The 18,342-nt window shown below is 68.4% G+C and carries 11 protein-coding genes and 1 pseudogene; 11 read left to right on the forward strand and 1 reads right to left on the reverse strand.

Annotation, left to right across the window (positions count from 1 at the left end; genetic code table 11):
- Nucleotides 1-2,464, reverse strand: a pseudogene (locus CVV76_RS09820) (autotransporter-associated beta strand repeat-containing protein); the annotation flags it as partial.
- Nucleotides 2,465-2,810: 346 nt separating this feature from the next.
- Here CVV76_RS09820 and CVV76_RS09830 point away from each other — a divergent pair.
- The 11 genes from CVV76_RS09830 (at nt 2,811) to tssH (ending at nt 18,288) form a co-directional block, all read left to right on the forward strand.
- Complete coding sequence (locus CVV76_RS09830; RefSeq protein ID WP_102224477.1) at nt 2,811-4,640, forward strand: type VI secretion system Vgr family protein; 1,830 nt, start codon at nt 2,811-2,813, stop codon at nt 4,638-4,640.
- A 294-nt stretch (nt 4,641-4,934) separates the two neighbouring features.
- Nucleotides 4,935-5,501 carry a DUF6931 family protein gene (locus tag CVV76_RS09835; RefSeq protein WP_146010282.1) on the forward strand — a complete coding sequence of 189 codons (567 nt, stop codon included), beginning with the start codon at nt 4,935-4,937 and terminating at the stop codon, nt 5,499-5,501.
- Nucleotides 5,502-5,669: 168 nt separating this feature from the next.
- Nucleotides 5,670-6,851, forward strand: a complete 1,182-nt coding sequence (gene tagH / locus CVV76_RS09840) for a type VI secretion system-associated FHA domain protein TagH (RefSeq protein ID WP_102224479.1) — start codon at nt 5,670-5,672, stop codon at nt 6,849-6,851.
- 161 nt (nt 6,852-7,012) lie between these two features.
- Nucleotides 7,013-8,338 (forward strand): type VI secretion system protein TssA, encoded by a 1,326-nt coding sequence (locus CVV76_RS09845; RefSeq protein ID WP_102224480.1) that lies wholly within the window; start codon nt 7,013-7,015, stop codon nt 8,336-8,338.
- 144 nt (nt 8,339-8,482) lie between these two features.
- Nucleotides 8,483-9,007 (forward strand): type VI secretion system contractile sheath small subunit, encoded by a 525-nt coding sequence (gene tssB / locus CVV76_RS09850; protein ID WP_102224481.1) that lies wholly within the window; start codon nt 8,483-8,485, stop codon nt 9,005-9,007.
- Nucleotides 9,008-9,168: 161 nt separating this feature from the next.
- Complete coding sequence (gene tssC / locus CVV76_RS09855; RefSeq protein ID WP_102224482.1) at nt 9,169-10,653, forward strand: type VI secretion system contractile sheath large subunit; 1,485 nt, start codon at nt 9,169-9,171, stop codon at nt 10,651-10,653.
- 55 nt (nt 10,654-10,708) lie between these two features.
- Complete coding sequence (locus CVV76_RS09860; protein ID WP_102224483.1) at nt 10,709-11,200, forward strand: Hcp family type VI secretion system effector; 492 nt, start codon at nt 10,709-10,711, stop codon at nt 11,198-11,200.
- A 110-nt stretch (nt 11,201-11,310) separates the two neighbouring features.
- The gene (locus tag CVV76_RS09865; protein ID WP_102224484.1) at nt 11,311-11,904 is read left to right on the forward strand and encodes a type VI secretion system baseplate subunit TssE; all 594 of its coding nucleotides are present in this window, start codon (nt 11,311-11,313) and stop codon (nt 11,902-11,904) included.
- A complete protein-coding gene (gene tssF / locus CVV76_RS09870) occupies nt 11,901-13,862 on the forward strand; it encodes a type VI secretion system baseplate subunit TssF (RefSeq protein ID WP_102224485.1) in 1,962 nt (653 codons plus the stop codon). The genes CVV76_RS09865 and tssF overlap by 4 nt, the downstream gene beginning before the upstream one ends.
- 84 nt (nt 13,863-13,946) lie before the next feature.
- Nucleotides 13,947-15,464 carry a type VI secretion system baseplate subunit TssG gene (gene tssG, locus CVV76_RS09875; RefSeq protein ID WP_102224486.1) on the forward strand — a complete coding sequence of 506 codons (1,518 nt, stop codon included), beginning with the start codon at nt 13,947-13,949 and terminating at the stop codon, nt 15,462-15,464.
- Complete coding sequence (gene tssH / locus CVV76_RS09880) at nt 15,457-18,288, forward strand: type VI secretion system ATPase TssH (RefSeq protein ID WP_102224487.1); 2,832 nt, start codon at nt 15,457-15,459, stop codon at nt 18,286-18,288. Before tssG ends, tssH begins: the two co-directional genes overlap by 8 nt.
- The last annotated feature ends 54 nt before the right edge of the window (nt 18,289-18,342 follow it).

Here is an 18,342-nt window from a genome sequence, read left to right on the forward strand (position 1 = left end):
CCAGCACGACCGACCCGCCGGTCCCGCTCAGCGCGTTGATGGTCGCGCCCGAGGTGGTCCCGCTGATGTCGAAGCTGCCGCCCGAGATCGACACGCCGCTGGAAGCCGCGATGCTGCTGCCGCCCGAAAGCGCCAGCGTGCCCGCGGGGATCGAGGTCGCGCCGGTGTAGCTGTTCGCCCCGCTCAGCGTCTCGGTGCCCGTACCGCCCTTGGTGAGCGACAGGGCCGAGGCCCCGTCCTGGATGACGCCGGTGAAGGTCGAACTCGTGTTCGGGTTCACCGAGACGGTCGCGGCGGAGGCGCCGTTGTTCGTGATCACACCCGAGCCGGTCAGGTTGCCGATCGGCGAGTTGTAGCCGTTGAGGTCATAGGTGCCGTCGATGGCGGAGCTGTCTCCCGCATTGGCGTAGAGCGCGGAACTTGCGAAGAAGGCGTTTCCGGCGACCAGCGTACCGCCGGCGACGTTGACGGAACGGTTCAGCCCGTACCCCAAGGCCCCGTTGACCGTCACGACCACCGTGCCGGTGTCGGTGGACGATCCGTAGTTGGTAACCGAACCCGTGGTCGAGTTAAGCGCGCCAGACACGTTCAGATTGAGTGTCGTACCCGTCGCGGCCGAGATCTGCCCCGTCTGGTTGGACAACGTGGAGAGGTTGAGCACCGTGACCGTGGTGTCCGCAGTGGTGCGCAGCGTGCCGTCGCGGAGAAACACGTTGCTGCCCGACGACAGGCTGCCGCCGGTGCCCAGTGTCAGCACTGCGTCCGAGGGGGCCGATCCACTGCCATCGCCCACGTTGACGGAGGTCGAGGACAGCCCGGTCTCGGCCACCAGCTGGCCGCCGCTGGCCACTGTGGTGGGGCCGGTGTAGCTGGCCGTGCCGGTCAGGGTCAGCGTGCCGGAGCCGACGGTCAGCCCCGTCGTATTGGTCCCGCCGTCCGATATCGTGCCCGCGAAGGTCGAGGTGCCGGTCGTCGTCAGCGTGGCATCCGCGGTGCCGGAGTTGGTGATCGTGCCGGTGCCGGTGACGGTCGACAGCGTGTTGTCGTAACCGCCGAGGTCGACCGTACCGTTGGCGTTGATCGTGGTCGCCGACGACGCGCTGAAGGCATCGGCATTCCCGGCCTTCAACGTCACGAGGTTGGTGCCGTCGCCCACCTGCGTCGGGCCGGTGTAGGTGCTGTTGCCGGTCATCGTCAGCACGTCGGTCGCGGCATTGTTCACGCCCAGCACGACGACATCGCCGGTGCCAGAGATCGCGCCCGTCGTGTTCGCCCCGTCGACGTTGAACGTCGGGTCGCCGGTGACGCTCACCGTGCCCAGCGTCGCCCCCTGAAGCGTCACCGAAGAGCCGTTTGCCAGAGCAAGGTTGGTGCCGCTCAGGTCGGAACCGCTGGTGACGGTCAGCGCGCCGCTGTCGGCGACCGAGACGCCGCCGTTCACCGTGGCGCCGCTGGCGAAGGTCAGGGTGTTCGAGGTTCCCGACAGCGAGACCCCCGCCGCCTGGGTGGTGTTCGTGCCGTCCATGCCGCCGCTGACGACCGCGCTGGACTGCAGATCGAGGGTGAGGTCGGTGCCGGTGATGCCATAGCCACCCGCCCCCGTGGCCCCCGCCGTGCCCAAAAAGCCCGTGCCCACGGCCCCGGCCGCGCCGCCGTTGCCGCCGGTCACCGTGCCCGCGACGGTCACGGTTGCCCCCGTGCCCGCCTCGATGCCGTTGCCGCCCGCGCCGCCATCGCCGCCGCTGCCCGCAATGCTCGCGCTGCCGCCTGTGCCGCCGTCGCCACCGTTGCCGCCGGTGATCGTGGCCGCGCCGCGGACCGTGACACTGGTGCCCTGCAGCAGAAGGCCGCCGCCGCCATCGCCGCCGTCGCCGCCGTCGCCACTGGCACCGCCGGAGTTCTGCGCCCCGCCCGACCCGCCGTTGCCACCGTTGCCGCCCGTGGCATCAACGCTCAGCGTCTCGCCCGTACCGCTCAGGATCAGGCCGTAGCCACCGGCCCCACCGCCGCCGCCGCCGCCCGCCAGGTTCGTGGCGCTGCTGCTGCTGGTGCCGTCTCCGCCGTTGCTGCCGTCGGTGCCTGCGGTGGCCGAGGCCGGCGCGGTCGCGCTGGTGGTGCTGGTGCCGCCATCGCCGCCATCGCCGCCCTTGCCGGGCCCGACGCCGAATTTCGAGCCGGTGCCGCCCGTGCCGTCCGGGCCGCCGCCGCCGCCGCCGCCGCTGCCCGTGATGCTGCCATCCGCGCCGGTCGGCGATGCCAGCGTTCCGCCCGCCCCGCCGCTGCCGATCAGGTAGCTGCCGCCACCGTCACCGCCGGCGCTCTGCGCCAGCGCGGGAAGCCCTGAGAGAGAAAGGACCGCGACGAGGGCAGACGTTCCGAGAAGCGCCACGCGGCGCCCCGTCCGACGGGCCGCCACCTGCTGAAATTGCGCATGCGGCAGAACCCGATCGATACCGTCACCCATGAAAGCCTCCCCAGGCGGAAAATTACTTTTGCGGGGACACTAGGGCAACGACTCACAAAATTTCAACGAAAAGTGAGTCATCTTCCGCGAGAAGAGAAATCGCCTCACGGGTGTGGTCCCCCTGTCACATCGGATTTCCGGACCGTGCCGCCACCGCCCCGCCGCGTCCGCCGCGCGCCCGTCCTGCCGCCGCCCCACGCCGGGGACCACCGGCGGTGGTGGTGGCGGGGACAGCGGCGCGAAATGCTTGCGCGACACAGGCGCGCATGGCAGGCTCGCGCCCATTGAATGGACGTTCTTGAACGCCGGCCACCGCACAGGGCCCTAGAAAAACAGGATTTATGCCATGTCGGAGATTTCCCAACAGGAACGGCTGGGCAAGCTGCACCCCGCCTCGCCGCTCGGTCCGGACGACCTTGTCCTCGTCCAGTTCCGCGGGTCGGAGGCGGTCAACGATCTCTTCCGGTTCGAGGTCGAGGCGCTGACGGACAAAAGCTCGATCGACCTCGATGCCGCGATCGGAAAACACTTCACGGTAGAGCTGACCACCATCGCCGACGGGCCCCGCTACTTCGATGGACTTCTCACGGATGTGACCGCGCTCGGCCCGCATCTGGGAAAGCGCGGCTACATGCTGACCCTGCAACCCGAGCTCTGGATGCTGAGCCGGCGCTACAACCAGCGGATCTTTCACGACCAGTCGCCGGTCGACATCATCACCCAGGTCCTGGGCGATCACGGGCTGTCGGCCGAGCAGGACGCGCCGGGCGACCTGGCGCAGGGCCCGCAGGAATACGTCGTCCAGCATGGCGAGAGCGACCTCGACTTCATCCGCCGCCTGATGGAACGCTTCGGGATCAACTTCTACCATACCCATGCGCTCGGCAGTCACGGCATCAAGCTCACGGGCGAGAGCTTCGGCTCCAAAACAGCCGAGGGCACGCGCGAGGTTAAGGCCAGTTCCCGCCAGCACAACGCAGACAAGGAACATTTCGAAAGCTGGCGCTACGACCGGCGGCTGACCGGCGGCCGGGTCAGGGTGACCGATTACAATTTCGAGAAACCCTCGACCTCGCTCGAGGCAAGCCAGACCGGCGACGCGGGCTATGCCCACAACGACATCGAAAGCTTCGTCTACCCCGGTGGATACCTCGATGCAGGCGAGGGCGTCGACACCGCCAAGCTGCGCCTCAAGCAGCTGCGCGGCGAGGACAACCGCCACTACGCCGAGGGCGACGTGATGAGTGCGGGCGCGGGCACCGTGCTGACGATCGAGGGGACCGGCGATACTACGGTGGACGGCAAGGATTTCGTCGTGCTGGCTGCCCACCATGCCTACGACGCCCAGAGCTACAGCACCGGCGGGGACGGGGCTGATGCCGGTGTCGACCCCTACCGCGGCGCGTTCGAGATGGCGCCCAAGTCGGTGCCGCTGGTGCCGCAGATGGTCACCCGCCGCGCGGTGATCCCCGGCCCGCAGGTCGCCAAGGTGATCGGCTCGGACGAGATCGACTGCGACAGGTACGGCCGGATCCTGGTCCAGTTCCCCTGGGATCTGGAGGGCTCCGGCTCCATGCGGTGCCGTGTGGTGCAGCCCTGGGCGGGCGCGGGTTGGGGCAACATCCAGATCCCCCGCGTCGGGATGGAGGTGCTCGTGCAGTTCCTGATGGGCGACCCTGATCACCCCGTCGTCGTCGGCTGCCTCTACAACCAGGCGAACATGCCGCCCTATGCCCTGCCCTCGGAACAGAACACCGCCGGGATCAGGTCGAAATCGGTCGGCGGCGGCGGCTACAACGAGCTAGTGATGATCGACACAGACGGGCAGGAAAAGATCCGCATGCACGCCCAGCACGACCACGAGGTGACGGTCGAGAACGACGAGACGGTCGAGGTCAAGAAGAACCGCAGCCAGACGGTCGGCGAGAACAAGTCGACCGAGGTCGGCAAGGTCTACACGATCGACGCCAAGGACAAGATCGAGCTGACCGTGGGGCAGAGCAAGCTGATGATGGACGGCTCCAAGATCGAACTGTCGATCGGCAGCTCCAAGGTGACCCTCGACATGACCAACGTGAAGGTCGAGACGATGAACCTGCAGACCAACGGCGTGACCGCCAAGCATGGCGCCTCGGGGATGCTGGATATCAAGGCGCCGTTGGTGCAGATCAACTGATCCGCGCCGCGGCCCCGTGGCCTTGGACCACGGCGGCGGATCGGGTGCGGATCGGGGCCGTGGACTGGGGAGGAAGGCGCGGCCGGGAACCGCCGGGCCGGCCGGGGATGCGAGGGACGAAGGAGCAGCTATGACAGCGGGATGGGCCGATCTGCAGGCCGGTACAGAGGCCGGCATGCCGGCCGACATGCGGCGCCGCGCGGGCCGGGTCGCGGCGCACCGCGCCCATGGCCGTGGCCGCCACGGACCGGACGAGGGAAAATGCCGGCGCGACGCTCGGCGTGGGAGGCGGGAGTGAACGGCGCCGCCCTGCCCACCACCCTGCCCTTCGCTTCGGCGACCGAAGTCTACGCCGCCTTCCCCGAGATCGCGGCGGACCTGACCGCGCCGTGCGAAAACCGCCCGCCGCTCGACTTTCTCGCGGCGCTCGCGGCCTCGGCCACCCCGGAGGAGGCGCTGACCTTCGCCGCCTTCGCGCTGGAACGGCGGCTGGCGATCTGGTGGGGGCACGAATGCCTGCGCCAACTGGCCGACCGGATGACCCCGCGCGACCTTGCCCTGATGGAGCTTGCCGCCGCCTGGGTGGCCGAGCCGGGCGACGGCACCCGCGGCGCGGCGCTGGAAGCCGCGCGAGAGAGCGAGGCCAAGACCCCCGGCGTCTGGATCGCGCTGGCCGCGGGCTGGTCCTCGGGCAGCATGACGCCGGCCGACCAGCCCGCGGTGCCGGTGCCGCCGCACCTTTGCCCGCGGGCGATCAACGCGGCGGTCCTCTCGGCGCTTGCACGGGTGGACCGGCCGGGCCGCCCCGCGATGCTTGCCCGCTTCGCCCGCATGGCCCGCACCCTGGCCGAGGGCGGCTGACACCGCCCCCGCCCCGGCCCTGCTCTGATCCGCCCGCCCGCGATACCGCCTGCGGGCGCTTGCATCGCGCCCCAGACCGCCCCTAAACTCCGGGACCGCAAGACCCGGCTCCGCCGCTCTTTTTCCCGACGGGCCGCCAAGGCCGCCCGCCGACCACCCGGACCGAAGATGACCCTGACGCTGCGCATCGAGAATTTCGACCACCTCGCCGACGGCGGGCCGCTCAGCTTCCAGATCTCGGGCCGCGGCTTCGAGGTGGGGCGCGATCCCACGATGGACTGGACCCTGCCCGACGACCAGCGCTTCATCTCCTCGCGTCACTTCGAGGTCCGGTTCGACCGTGGCGCCTACATGCTCGTCGACACCTCTACCAACGGCACCTTCGTCAACGGGGCCTCGATCCGGGTGCGCAGCCCGCACCGCCTGGAACCCGGCGACCGGCTACAGGTCGGGCAGTACCTGATTTCGGTGGCGCTTGGCGACGCGGCAGCCATGCGCGCGGGGCCGGCCGCCGGCATGGGCGCCCCTCCGCCCTCGGCAATGCCGCCTGTGATGCATGACATCTGGGGCGGCGAGGCGCCCGCCGCGCAACAGCCCTCCTTCGCGCCGCCCCCGCCCGCTGCACCGCAGACCACGCCGCCGGGTCACGGCGGCGCGCCCGAAGGCGCCTCGTTCTCGGGGCAGCAATTCTCGCAGCCGCCGGTCGCCATCCCGCCGGCACCGCAACCCCCGCAGGGCCGGCCATCCCACCCCGCGGCCCAGGGCGGGGCCGAAGGCGCCGCGGCCTTCCTGCAACTGGTGGCCGAGGGCGCGGGCCTGCCGCCGCAGACCTTCCTCGCCGGCGACCCGGCCCAGACGGCGCGCGACATCGGCCGCGCGCTTCGGATCGCCTCGGACGAGCTTTCCGGACTGCTGCGCGCCCGCGCCGCGACCAAGCAATCTGTACGCTCCGGCTCGCGCACCATGATCGGCGCCGAAGACAACAACCCGATGAAGTTCATCCCTACCCCGGAGGAACGGCTCGACGCGATGTTCGGCAAGCCCATGCCCGGGTTCCAGCGGGGCCCGGCTGCCTTTCGCGACGGGTTCGACGACGTCAAGAAACACCAGTACGCGGTGCATGCCGCGATCCAGCCGGCGCTGGCCCGGCTGCTTGCCGAGATCGCGCCCGAGGCGATCGAGAAGAAGATCGGTGGCTCCATGCTCGGCTCCCGCAAGGGCCGAGCGTGGGAACTTTTCGTCGAGCGCTGGGACGCGATGACCCATCCCTACGAGAACGGGATGCTCGACCTGTTCCTGACCTACTTCGCCGAAGCCTACGATCAGGGCACGCGCAAGACCGACCGCTGAACCGCAGTTCACGCATCACCTCAACTTCGTGATACAACCCTCTGGTTGCACGAGATTCCCCTGAAGATCGCGACCTGATGAACAAGAGTTGATTTGGCGTCCGCCCTCTGCCATCCTTCGGCCACGGTCATCGTCCGGCACTTCTGGGGACCCCGGCACTCATGTATCTCGACACGCTGCTGACACCCCTGTCGGAGGACGCGCCCTGCGGCCCGGACCTTGAGGCCGCCGACGACGATGCCTTCCTCGATTATTATTTCGAGGCGCTCGCCCGCCTTCCGGAACGCTACTTCGATGCCACGGGCGACGCGTTCGACCGCAAGACGATCGACCTGAAGGCCGAGCGCACGGAGCTCGACGCGCTGCTCGGCCGGTCGCGCGATCTCCGGCTCCTGTCGCTCGCGGCGCAGTTCAACATACTCTGCGCCGACCTGACGGGATTCGTCGACTGCCTCTGCACGATGGCTGCGCTGCTCGACAACTGGCCCGCCGAGGTGCATCCCGGCACCGACGAGGATGCCACCGACCGGCGCAACGCGATCGAGATGCTCGACACCCGGGCGACGGTGGCCCTGCCGCTGGAATACGCCCCCCTCTTTCGCGACCGCCGCGCGGGCGAGGTCAGCTTCAACGCCTATGCCGTCGCCACCGGCCAGCGTCCGCCCCGCGGCGAAGAGGTGCGCGGCGATCCCTCGACCCTGTCGAACGCCTTCAAGGCGGCCGAGAATGCCGCCGCGGTGGAGGCCGCGCATGCCCGCCTGACCGACGCGGCGAACGCGGTCAAGAAGATCAAGACGGCCTGCTTCACCGCCGACCGCAACCCGTTCGGCCCGACCCTCGACAATCTGGAGGCCACGCTCTCCTCGCTTCTGTCCCTGCTTTCCGAGATGCGTCCCGACCTCGGCGGCGCCAGCCTCGCCCCCGCCACGGAGACGGACGAGAAGGCCGCCGCAGGCGGTGACGAGGGGGCGGCGCCCACCCCGGCGCCCCCCGCAGCAGCCGCCGCGCCGCCGCCCGGACCGGTGGCCAGCCACGCCGCCGCCGCCGCCGCCCTCGACGCGGTAGAGGCCTATTTCGTGCGGCGCGAGCCCTCGTCGCCCGCGCTCTTCCTCGTGCACCAGTCGCGCCAGCTGATCGGCCGCCCGCTGGTCGAGGCACTGCGCCTGCTGCTGCCCGAGAAGGCGCTGGAGGCGCGTATCGACTTCGGCGCCGACACCGGCTTCGTCATCGGCATGGACCGCATGAGCGAGCTCTCCGAGCTTGATTTCGGCGACCCCGACGGAGAGGCGGCCGCCGACGCCCCGCAGGTCACCAGCCGCGACCATGCCCAGCAGCTGATGTCGGCGGTCGAGGCCTTCTTCCGCCAGGTCGAACCCTCCAGCCCGATCCCCGTGCTGCTGTTTCGCGCCAAGACATACCTCAGCCGCGACTTCTCGGCGATCATCGCGGACCTGATCCCGCCGCCGCCGCCCGATCCCTATGCCTGACCCGCATCATCGCTCCGGAAAAAGTGTTCGGGCGGTGAAATCAAGTGTGGACAGAAAAATGTGAGCGATGCAGACTTCGCCTCATGATTGAGAAGCCCGGCCTTTGGCTGGCGACATATTCAGAATTTCTGGGGAAATTGAGCGATGTCGAACTCGGGAAGCAAATTCATTAAGCGCAATCGCCCCCCTCGGGTTCAGATCGCCTATGCCGATCCCTACGACTCCACGCAGAATGTCGAACTGCCGTTCGTGATGGGCGTTATGTCCGACCTGTCCGGCAATGCGTCGGACAAGGAAAAGCCGAAGATCGCCGAACGCGACTTCACCAATGTCGACACCGAGAACTTCGACGACTTCATGTCCAGCGTCGAACCGGCAGTGAGCATGACCGTCAAGAACAAGCTTTCGGGCGCCGAGGACGAGAACCTCTCGGTGAAGCTGACCTTCAAGAGCATGAACGACCTCGACCCCGGCGAGATCGCGCGCCAGGTGCCCGCGCTCAGGAAGCTTCTGGAAGCGCGCAGCCAGCTGGCCAACCTACAACGCTACATGAACGGCAAGGCCGGTGCGCAGGAGATGCTCAACAAGCTTCTGTCGGATGACAAGCTGATGGCGATGCTGTCGTCGCAAACCGGCGATGCGGCTGACAAGGACGGCGACAGCGCCTGAAGGTGCTGCGCGACGAGGATGGCGCCCCGGGGCGCCGTTCCGGGGACAATGGCGGCGCGTGGCGTGCCGCGGGGGAAGTGACGGCGCCTGAGGCGCGAGCGGGATAACGTCGTCCGGGTTCGTGGACGCGCGCCCCGGGGAACAACGAAAGGCCTTCAGGGATGGCAACGGAAGCACAGCAGACTGGGGTGGCGGACGCCGGGCTCGGGGAACTCGAGGAGTTTTCCTCGCTGCTCAAGCAGAATTTCAAGCCGCGCAGCGAGACCGCGCAGACCGAGGTCGAGAACGCGGTGACCACGCTGGTCAGGGAGGCGCTCGCCGACGGATCCGTGGTCAAGGACGACATCCTCGACACGGTCGACGAGATGATCGCCAAGCTCGACGAGAAGCTGACCGCGCAGATGAACGAGATCCTGCACGCCCCGGCGTTTCAGGAGGTCGAGAGTGCGTGGCGCGGGCTGGCCTATTGCGTCAACAACTCGGAACCCGATGCCACCATGAAGGTGCGCGTCATGAACGTGTCCAAGAAGGAGCTGGAGCGTGAGCTGCGCTCCTACCCGGGCGCGAAATGGGACCAGTCGCCGCTGTTCAAGAAGATCTACGAAGCCGAGTTCGGCCAGCTTGGTGGCGAACCCTTCGGCGCGCTCGTGGGCGATTTCTACTTCGACCATTCGCCGGCCGACGTGCGGGTGCTGCGCGATCTCGGCAAGATCGCCGAGGCCTCTCTCTCGCCGTTCTTCGCCTCGGCCGCGCCCGGCCTTCTGGGCATGGACAGCTGGAACGAGCTGGGCAATCCGAACGACCTTACCACGATATTCGAGACGCCGGATTACGCCGCCTGGAAGGGCCTGCGCGACAGCGAGATCTCGCGTTACATCGGCCTGTGCATGCCCCGCGTCCTGGCGCGCGAGCCCTATGGCCAGAACACCCTGCCGGTCGAGGCCTTCAACTTCGAAGAGCAGACCGACGGCCACACCGGCGAGAAATACGCCTGGATGAACGCGGCCTATGCGATGGCGGCGAACATCGCCCAGGCGCACAAGGAATACGGCTGGACCGTGCGGATCCGCGGCGTGCAATCGGGCGGCGAGGTGATGAACCTGCCGACCCACACCTTCCCCACCGACGACGGCTCGATCGACCTCAAGTGTCCGACCGAGATCGCGATCTCGGACCGGCGCGAGGGCGAGTTGTCGAAATCGGGGCTGATCAGCCTGGTGCACCGCAAGAACAGCGACAAGGCGGCCTTCATCGGCGCCCAGTCGCTCTACAAGCCGAAGAAATTCGTCGACGACGAGGCGACGGCGTCGGACAACCTGTCCTCGCGCCTGCCCTACATGTTCGCGATCTCGCGCTTCGCCCATTACCTCAAGGTCATGGTGCGCGACCAGATCGGGTCGTCGAAGGAGAAGGACCAGCTCGAGGGCGAGCTGCAATCCTGGATCAACCAGTACGTCCACGGCGATCCCGCCAACGCCAGCGAGGAGGCGAAGGCCAAGCTGCCGCTTGCCGCGGCCAAGGTCGAGATCATCGAGGATACGGAGAACCCGGGGTACTACATGGGGCGGTTCCTGCTCAGACCGCACTATCAACTCGAGGGCATGGACATCGGGATGAGCCTGGTGTCCCGGCTGCCCTCGGAATGAGATGAGCACAATAAACAAGAAAATCATCAACATCATGCCATGAGGAGTTAGCGATATGGCTGTTTCTGCGTTCCTGAAGATCGACACCGTCACCGGTGAATCCATCAACGACAAGCACAAGGATCAGATCGACGTGCTGAGCTGGTCGTGGGGGCTGTCCAACGCCGGCACGGGCCAGCTGGGCCAAGGTTCGGGCGGCGGCAAGGTCAACGTCCAGGACATGTCGTTCAGCAAGTACACCGACAAGGCGACGCCGCGTCTCGTCTCGTGCTGCTGCACCGGGACGCACCTGGACAAGGCCACGCTCTTCCTCGAGAAATCGGGTGAGGCCAACAACTTCCTGCAGTATCTGCAGATCGATTTCGAACAGGTGGTGATCTCGTCCTACCAGACCGGCGGCGCCGCCGACGGGTCGGACCGGGTGATCGAGAGCATCTCGTTCAACTTCAAGAAGTTCACGATGACCTACACGCCCCAGGACGCCAAGGGCAAGGAAGGCACCAAGATCCCGGTCAGCTACGACATCGGCACCAACAAGTCCGCCTGAGGCGGCGCCCGACGCCCCGCCTTCCTGCGGAGAGACACCCTCATGCGTCAGGGCGGGCCGGGCCCGCCCTGTCCACTTTCGGCCCCGGCCCCGGAGCGCCGCTCGGAACCATGGCAAAGACCACGCACCCCTCCCGATCCGGCGGGACCATCGCGCCCCGCAAGAAGCCGCTGCAAGTGCCGCTCATGTACGCGTTCCGCGACGCGTTCCGGGCCCGCGACGCGCGGCGCGAGATCGACGAGCGGACCGCCGACGACGCCCGGGTGCTGAACGACCGTGGCGCGCTGCGGCGGCGCGGCGCCAGCGAAGAGCAGCTGAAGGCCAATCTCGACATCGACCTCGGGCATCTGGCGAACACCGTGAACCTGGCCTCGGCCACGCCGCTCGACGATTTCGACCGGGTGCGCAAGTCGGTGCTGAACTTCGGCCTCAACGACCTCAGCCACCTGACCTATGAGAAGCTTACCGGGATGGACCTTGCGGGAGACCTGCGCCGCGCCCTCCTCGATCACGAGCCGCGGCTGATCGGCGCGACCATCCATGTCGTGCTGAACGAGGGCTACGACGAGACGCGCCAGCGCGTGTCGCTTCAGGTCAAGGCCGAGATGGCCTGCCGCCCCGTCGACGTGCCGCTGGAATTCGTGGCCGAGATCGACGTCGGCTCGGGCGAGGTTTCGGTCTCGAAGACGGCGCTTCACCGATGAACCGCGAATTCCTGACCGCCTACAACCGCGAGCTTTCGATCCTCTACGAGCGGGCGAAGGAATTCGCCGAGGATTACCCCGGCATCGCCGAACGGCTGGGCGGCCTGACCGAGGAACGCCTGGATCCCGGCATCGCCGGGCTGCTGGAGGGGGCGGCGTTCCTGGCCGCACGGGTGCAGGTCAAGCAGCAATCGGAATACGCGAATTTCACCACTGCGCTGATCGACCAGCTGCTGCCCAACTACCTTGCCCCCACCCCGGCGGCGATGCTGGTGCGCGCGCATCCCGATTTCGCGCGGCCCGATCTGGTCACCGGGCACCGGTTCGATCCCGGCGCCTATCTGGACGCGAATTATGTCGAGCGCGACCAGCGCGTGTCGTGCCGGTTCCGCCTGTCGGCGCCGCTGGAATTGTGGCCGCTGGCCCTCGATCGGGCAAGCTATCACGCCGGGCCGGGGCCGTTGCAGACGCTGGGCCTCGACGTGCTGCCGCAGACCGCGGGCGGCCTGCGCTTGCGGCTGGCACGGCACATCGCGACCTCGGCCCAGCCGCTCCCGGACGAGCCCGCTGCCGGGGCGAAACCCGCGCCGCTCTCGGCCGTGTCGGCGGATCGCCTGCCGATCATGCTCAGCGGACTTCCTGCCGATCTTTCATTGCTTTACGAGCAGATCTTCAACAATTGCATCAGGATAACCGCGCGCTACCTCGATGCCCAGAACACCCCCGTTTTCCTGCCCATCCCCCCCGGCATGGTGGAGCAGGTGGGCTTCGACCCCGAGGAGATGCTGTTCCCAGAGGACGAGGAGTTGTTCTCGGGGTTTTCGCTGCTGCGCGAATTCACCATCCTGCCGCAGAAGTTCATGGGCTTCCGCCTTACCGGCCTGCAGAAGCTGCTGCCACGGATCCCGGCGCAGGCGGTCGACCTGATCTTCGAATTCGACCGGGTGCATCCGCGCCTCGGGCCGGTGCTGTCACCGCAGAACTTCAACCTCTTCACCGTGCCGGCGGTCAACCTGTTCGAGGAGCGCTGCACCCCTGTCAGCGTGGGCCCCGGCCATTCGGAATTCCTCGTCGTGCCGGAATCGAGCCCCGCCGTGAACTACGAGATCAACCGGATGATCGAGGTTTCGGGCCATTATGCGGGCGTGCGCAAGAAGGTGACGGTGAACCCGGTCTATTCGCTGCCCGCGAGCAACGAGCGGCCGCAGGACGCGCTTTACTACGCGCTGCGGCGCCGGCCGCGCCGACTGAGCGAACGCGAGAGGCGCTTCGGTTCCGCCGGCGATTACATCGGCACCGAGACGCTGATTGCGCTGCACGAACCCGCGGGCCTCGACGCGGCCGAGCGGGTGGAACGGCTTCAGGCGCGGGCGCTGTGTTCCAACCGGCACCTGACGATGCACCTGCCGATCGGCAAGGCCAATGTCGACTTCCGGCTCAGCGACGACGTGCAGGTGGGCCTCAGCTGTGTCGCCGGGCCCACCCCGCCGCGCGCCTCGATCCTCGAGGCCGAGCGGCCGAACCCGCGCACCGGCGGCATGGGCGAGCGCCAGTGGCGTCTGATCAACTTCCTCGCCTTCAACCAGTTCGGCCTGCAGGACCGCCACCCCTCCGATCCGGCGGGGGGCCTGCGCGAGGTGATGGCGCTTTTTGCCGACCTCTCGGACGCGGTGACCGAGCGGCAGGTGCGCGGCATCACCGGCGTCCGTTCGCGGCCCGTGACCCGGTCGATCCGGCGCCCCGACGGCTATCACGCGGCCCGCGGAACGGAGGTGACGGTGACGCTGGACGAACGCGCTTTCGAGGGCGCGGGGATCGCGCTGCTGGGCGCCGTGCTCGACCGGTTCTTCGCCGATTACGCCCATCTCAACAGCTTCACCGAGACCGTGATCACCTCGGCCACCCGGGGCGAGGTGATGCGCTGGCCGCCCCGCTCGGGCACCGGCCCGGTCTTGTGAGGCGCGGCGCCATGGGGGGAGGCAGACGCAGACACGACGGAAAAAAGCGCGCAGCGCCGGCGCCGCCCGCGGGAGGCGCATCGGATGAAAAGCCTGCGCCGGCAACTCGAAGACGACCCGTGGAAGTTCGACTTCCTCGCGCTCCTCTGGACGCTCGAGAAATCGGCACCCGACAAGCCGCGCATCGGCCAGGCCGAGGTTCTGGCGCAGGAGATCGTGTCGATCGGGCAGGATCCGTACCTTGCCTTTCCCACGGCCAACGTCACCCGCTTCGAACAGCGCACCCCCGAGGACCGCGCCCGCCTGCGCGAGCAGTTCCTCGGCTTCTTCGGCCCGCAGGGGGCGCTGCCGCTGACCACCACGATAGAGGCGTTCCGCTGGGCCAGCGCCAACGACGACAGCTTCGCCCGTTTCGCCGACATCTTCCTCGACCGTTTCGCACAGCTTTTCTACCGCGCCTGGGCCGATGCCCGGCCGATCGTACAGATGGCGCGGCCCGACGAGGACCGCTTCCGCGCCTGGGTCGGCAGCGCGGCGGGGTTGGGCACCCCCGCCCTGCGCGACCGCGACAGCCTGCCCGACATCGCCAAATTGCGCTTTGCCGGGCTGCTGGGCAGCCGGGTGAAAAGCGCGCGCCGCCTTCAGCAGGTGCTACGCGGCCTCATGGGCGTCGACCTCGAGATCCGCGAACGCGTGGCTAGCTGGCTGGAGTTCGAGCCGCAGGACCTGACCCGGCTGGGCGGCGCCAAGGCGGTGCTGGGACAAAGCAGCCACCTGGGATCGCGGGTCCAGTCGATCAATGACAAGATCAGCCTGACCATCCGTGCCCGCACGGTAGAGGAATACCAGGAATTCCTGCCGGGGGCGCCGCGATTTCGCCAGATCGTCGATCTCGTGACGCTCTACACCGGGACGTTGACCGACGTCGACGTGGTGCTGAAGCTGCCCCGCGTGGTGCGGCCAGCAGCGCAGCTCGGCCGGGTCGGTCAGCTTGGCTGGACCGCCTGGTCCGCCCCCGACCCCGAAGGCGAGGCGCCGGATGCCGACGGCTATGTCGTCGCCGCCACCTTCGCCGCGCGCGAGGACCGGATCCCCGCGGCCTCCGTCACGCGGCATTCGGGCGGCGCGCCGGAGGCCAACAGCGGCGCCCCGCCCGAGCGTGCGGAGACCGAACGTGCAGAAACCGGCGGCGCAAAGCCCGACAACGCCGAAGGCGATCGGACGGAGGCGGGCATGGCCGGTGCAGGGGCGGAGACCCTGGCCGCGGAGACCCTGACCGCAAAGACCCTGGCCACCGGGTCATCCACCGCCGCGCCATCCGATGCACCGCAGACCGATCCCGAGCCGCCCGCCCCTGAGCCGCCCGCCTCTGAGCCGCCCGCCCCTGAGCCGTCGGTAACCGGACCGGAGGCGGCAGCCGGACCGGAGGCGGCGGACGTGGTTGTCCCTCTCCGCCCCCTGCCCGGTCGGCCCGCACCCACCCTCCTCGCCCCGATGCCGGGCACGGCGGCAGCGCCGGACAGCCCGCAGGCGCCGCAACAGAACGGCCACGACGTGATTGACGATATTTCCAAGGACGACAGGGATAGTGACCATGACTGACATCAGCCTCGAAACCGTCGCCGGCAAGCTCAACCGTCTCGGCTATGACGCCTTCATGCAGGCCCTGCGTCACGCCAAGAACGAGGGCAACCGCCACCTCGAACTGTCGCACTGGCTGTTCCACATCGTCTCGAACGAGCGTTCGGATATCTCGGTCACGCTGATCCAGACCGGGGGCGACCGGGCGCGCCTTCTGGCCGACCTTCAGCGCGCGGTCGAGGGGCTGCGCAAGAACGTCACCGAGATGCCGGGCATCTCCTCCGGCGTGACCGACCTGCTGGACCGCGGCTGGCACTACGCCACCCTGCTTTTCGGCGAGGCGCAGATCCGCTCCGGCCACCTCCTCGTCGCGGCGCTCAAGGGCAAGGAGCTGCGCGAGCAGATGCTGGCCCTGTCGAAGGTCTTCGCCGAGATCGACGTCGAGGCGCTGACTGCCGGGTCGGGCCGTCTCTGGGCCGCCTCGGACGAGGAGGACATGCGCCCGATGGACGGCTCGGGCATCGGGCCGGCCACCTCGGCCGGCGATGGCGAGGAAGGCGGCGCGCGGGGCGCCACCCCATTGGGCCGTTTCGCGGTGGACATGACGGAGCAGGCGAGTTCCGGCAGGATGGACCCGATCGTCGGACGCGACGACGAGATCCGCCAGATCGTCGACATCCTGATGCGCCGGCGCCAGAACAACCCGATCCTCACGGGTGAGGCCGGGGTCGGCAAGACCGCGGTGGTCGAGGGCTTCGCGCAACGCCTTGCGGCCGGCGACGTGCCGCCGCAGCTTCGGGGCAACCGGCTGATGATGCTGGACATGGGTCTTCTGACTGCCGGCGCCTCGATGAAGGGCGAGTTCGAACAGCGCCTGCGTTCCGTCATCGACGAGGTTCAGCAAAGCCCGACGCCGATCATCCTCTTCATCGACGAGATTCATACACTGATGGGCGCGGGCGGCAACGCGGGCACGAACGACGCGGCGAACCTGCTGAAACCCGCGTTGGCGCGCGGCACCCTGCGCACCATCGGCGCCACCACCTGGATGGAATACGCCAAGTATTTCGAGAAGGACCCGGCGATGACCCGGCGCTTCCAGCCGATCAACGTCGACGAACCCTCGATCGACCGCGCCTGCACCATGCTGCGCGGCATCATGGGCCCGATGGAGGCGCATCACCGCGTGCGGATCTCGGACGAGGCGATCGTCGCCGCAGTCACGCTGTCGGCGCGCTACATCCCGGCGCGGCAGCTGCCGGACAAGGCGGTCTCGCTGCTCGATACGGCGGCGGCGCGGGTGGCGATCAGCCAGGCCACCACCCCTGCCACGCTGGAGGACACCCGTGCCCGCATCGCCGCGCTGAACACCGAGCGCGTGGCGAAGGAACGACAGGCCGACCTGGGCGAGGTGAACGCGGCCCGGATCGACGAGATCGACGAGGCGCTGGCGACCGAAGAGGCGACGCTTGCCATGCTCGAGGCCGATTATGCCGCCGAGAAGGCGCTGGTCGACGAGATCATCGAGATGCGTGCGGCGCTTGCGGCGGGCGGTGCGACCACCGCCGCGCCCGCAGCCACCGCCATGCCCTCGGGCCGGGCCGCCGCGGTCGAGGCCGCGGTCGCCGCGATCGAGGAAGCTGCCGGTGCGGTGCCGGCCGGGGCCGAGGAGACGCCCGCCGGAACGGCGGCGTCCGAGGAGGCCCCGGCGGCGGCCACCGCGGAGGCAACAGCAGAAGCCCCGCCGCTCGACGAGGACAAGCTTCGCGCCGAACTCACCGCCAGGGTGCGGGAGCTTGCCACGCTGAAACCCGACGACCGCATGATTTATGCCCATGTCGACGAACAATCGGTCGCCTCCGTCGTCAGCGACTGGACCGGCATCCCCGTGGGACGCATGGTCACCGACGAGGTGCAGGCGATCCTGAAGCTGCCCGAGATCCTCAAGGCCCGCGTCGTCGGCCAGGACCACGGTCTCGCCCAGATCGCCCGCAGGATCGAGACCAACCGCGCCCGTCTCGACAACCCCAACAAGCCGATCGGCGTCTTCATGCTCTGCGGTCCTTCCGGCGTCGGCAAGACCGAAACGGCGCTGGCGCTGGCCGACGCGATCTACGGCGGCGAACAGAACGTCATCACCATCAACATGTCGGAATTCCAGGAGGCCCACACCGTCTCGCTCCTCAAGGGCGCGCCACCCGGCTACGTGGGCTATGGCGAGGGCGGCCGGTTGACCGAGCAGGTCCGGCGCAAGCCCTATTCCGTCGTCCTCCTCGACGAGGTGGAAAAGGCCCACCCCGACGTGCACGAACTTTTCTTCCAGGTCTTCGACAAGGGGATCATGGAGGACGGCTCGGGTCGCAAGATCGACTTCAAGAACACCGTGATCCTGCTGACCTCGAACGTCGGCACCGAGGTGATCATGCAGATGGCCGAGGGCGGCGAGACCAGGCCCGACCCGGAGGCCCTGAACGAGGCGCTGCGGCCCTACCTCCTCGACGTCTTCCCGCCGGCGCTGATCGGGCGGACGGTGACGATCCCCTACTTCCCGCTGGCGCCGGACGTGCTGGCAAAGATCGCACGGCTCAAGATCGACGGGATCGTCAGCCGCGTGAAGCAGAACCACAAGGCGGCGATGACCTATTCCGACGCGGTGGTCGACCACATCGTCTCCCAGTGCCAGGATCCGGATTCCGGCGGCCGGATGATCGACAACATCCTGACCAACACCCTGCTGCCGGAACTCAGCCGCGCGGTGCTGACCCATACGCTGGACGGATCCGAGCTTGCGCGCGTTGAAATCACCCTCGGGGAGGAAGGCCGCTTCACCTATGCGCTCGGGTGACATCATCGGACCGTGCCGTGGCATGCACGGCCCCGCCCGCCATCGCGCCGCCCG

The sequence above is a fragment of the Acidimangrovimonas sediminis genome (assembly GCF_002871005.1).
In the GTDB taxonomy this organism is placed as follows: domain Bacteria; phylum Pseudomonadota; class Alphaproteobacteria; order Rhodobacterales; family Rhodobacteraceae; genus Acidimangrovimonas; species Acidimangrovimonas sediminis.

Bases quoted from the DNA above. Each gene is read 5' to 3' on its own strand.
- tssF (WP_102224485.1), top strand. From the start codon at position 11,901: ATGAACCGCGAATTCCTGACCGCCTACAACCGCGAGCTTTCGATCCTC.
- tagH (WP_102224479.1), top strand. From the start codon at position 5,670: ATGACCCTGACGCTGCGCATCGAGAATTTCGACCACCTCGCCGACGGC.
- CVV76_RS09845 (WP_102224480.1), top strand. From the start codon at position 7,013: ATGTATCTCGACACGCTGCTGACACCCCTGTCGGAGGACGCGCCCTGC.
- CVV76_RS09865 (WP_102224484.1), top strand. From the start codon at position 11,311: ATGGCAAAGACCACGCACCCCTCCCGATCCGGCGGGACCATCGCGCCC.
- tssB (WP_102224481.1), top strand. From the start codon at position 8,483: ATGTCGAACTCGGGAAGCAAATTCATTAAGCGCAATCGCCCCCCTCGG.
- tssH (WP_102224487.1), top strand. From the start codon at position 15,457: ATGACTGACATCAGCCTCGAAACCGTCGCCGGCAAGCTCAACCGTCTC.
- tssC (WP_102224482.1), top strand. From the start codon at position 9,169: ATGGCAACGGAAGCACAGCAGACTGGGGTGGCGGACGCCGGGCTCGGG.
- tssG (WP_102224486.1), top strand. From the start codon at position 13,947: ATGAAAAGCCTGCGCCGGCAACTCGAAGACGACCCGTGGAAGTTCGAC.
- CVV76_RS09830 (WP_102224477.1), top strand. From the start codon at position 2,811: ATGTCGGAGATTTCCCAACAGGAACGGCTGGGCAAGCTGCACCCCGCC.
- CVV76_RS09860 (WP_102224483.1), top strand. From the start codon at position 10,709: ATGGCTGTTTCTGCGTTCCTGAAGATCGACACCGTCACCGGTGAATCC.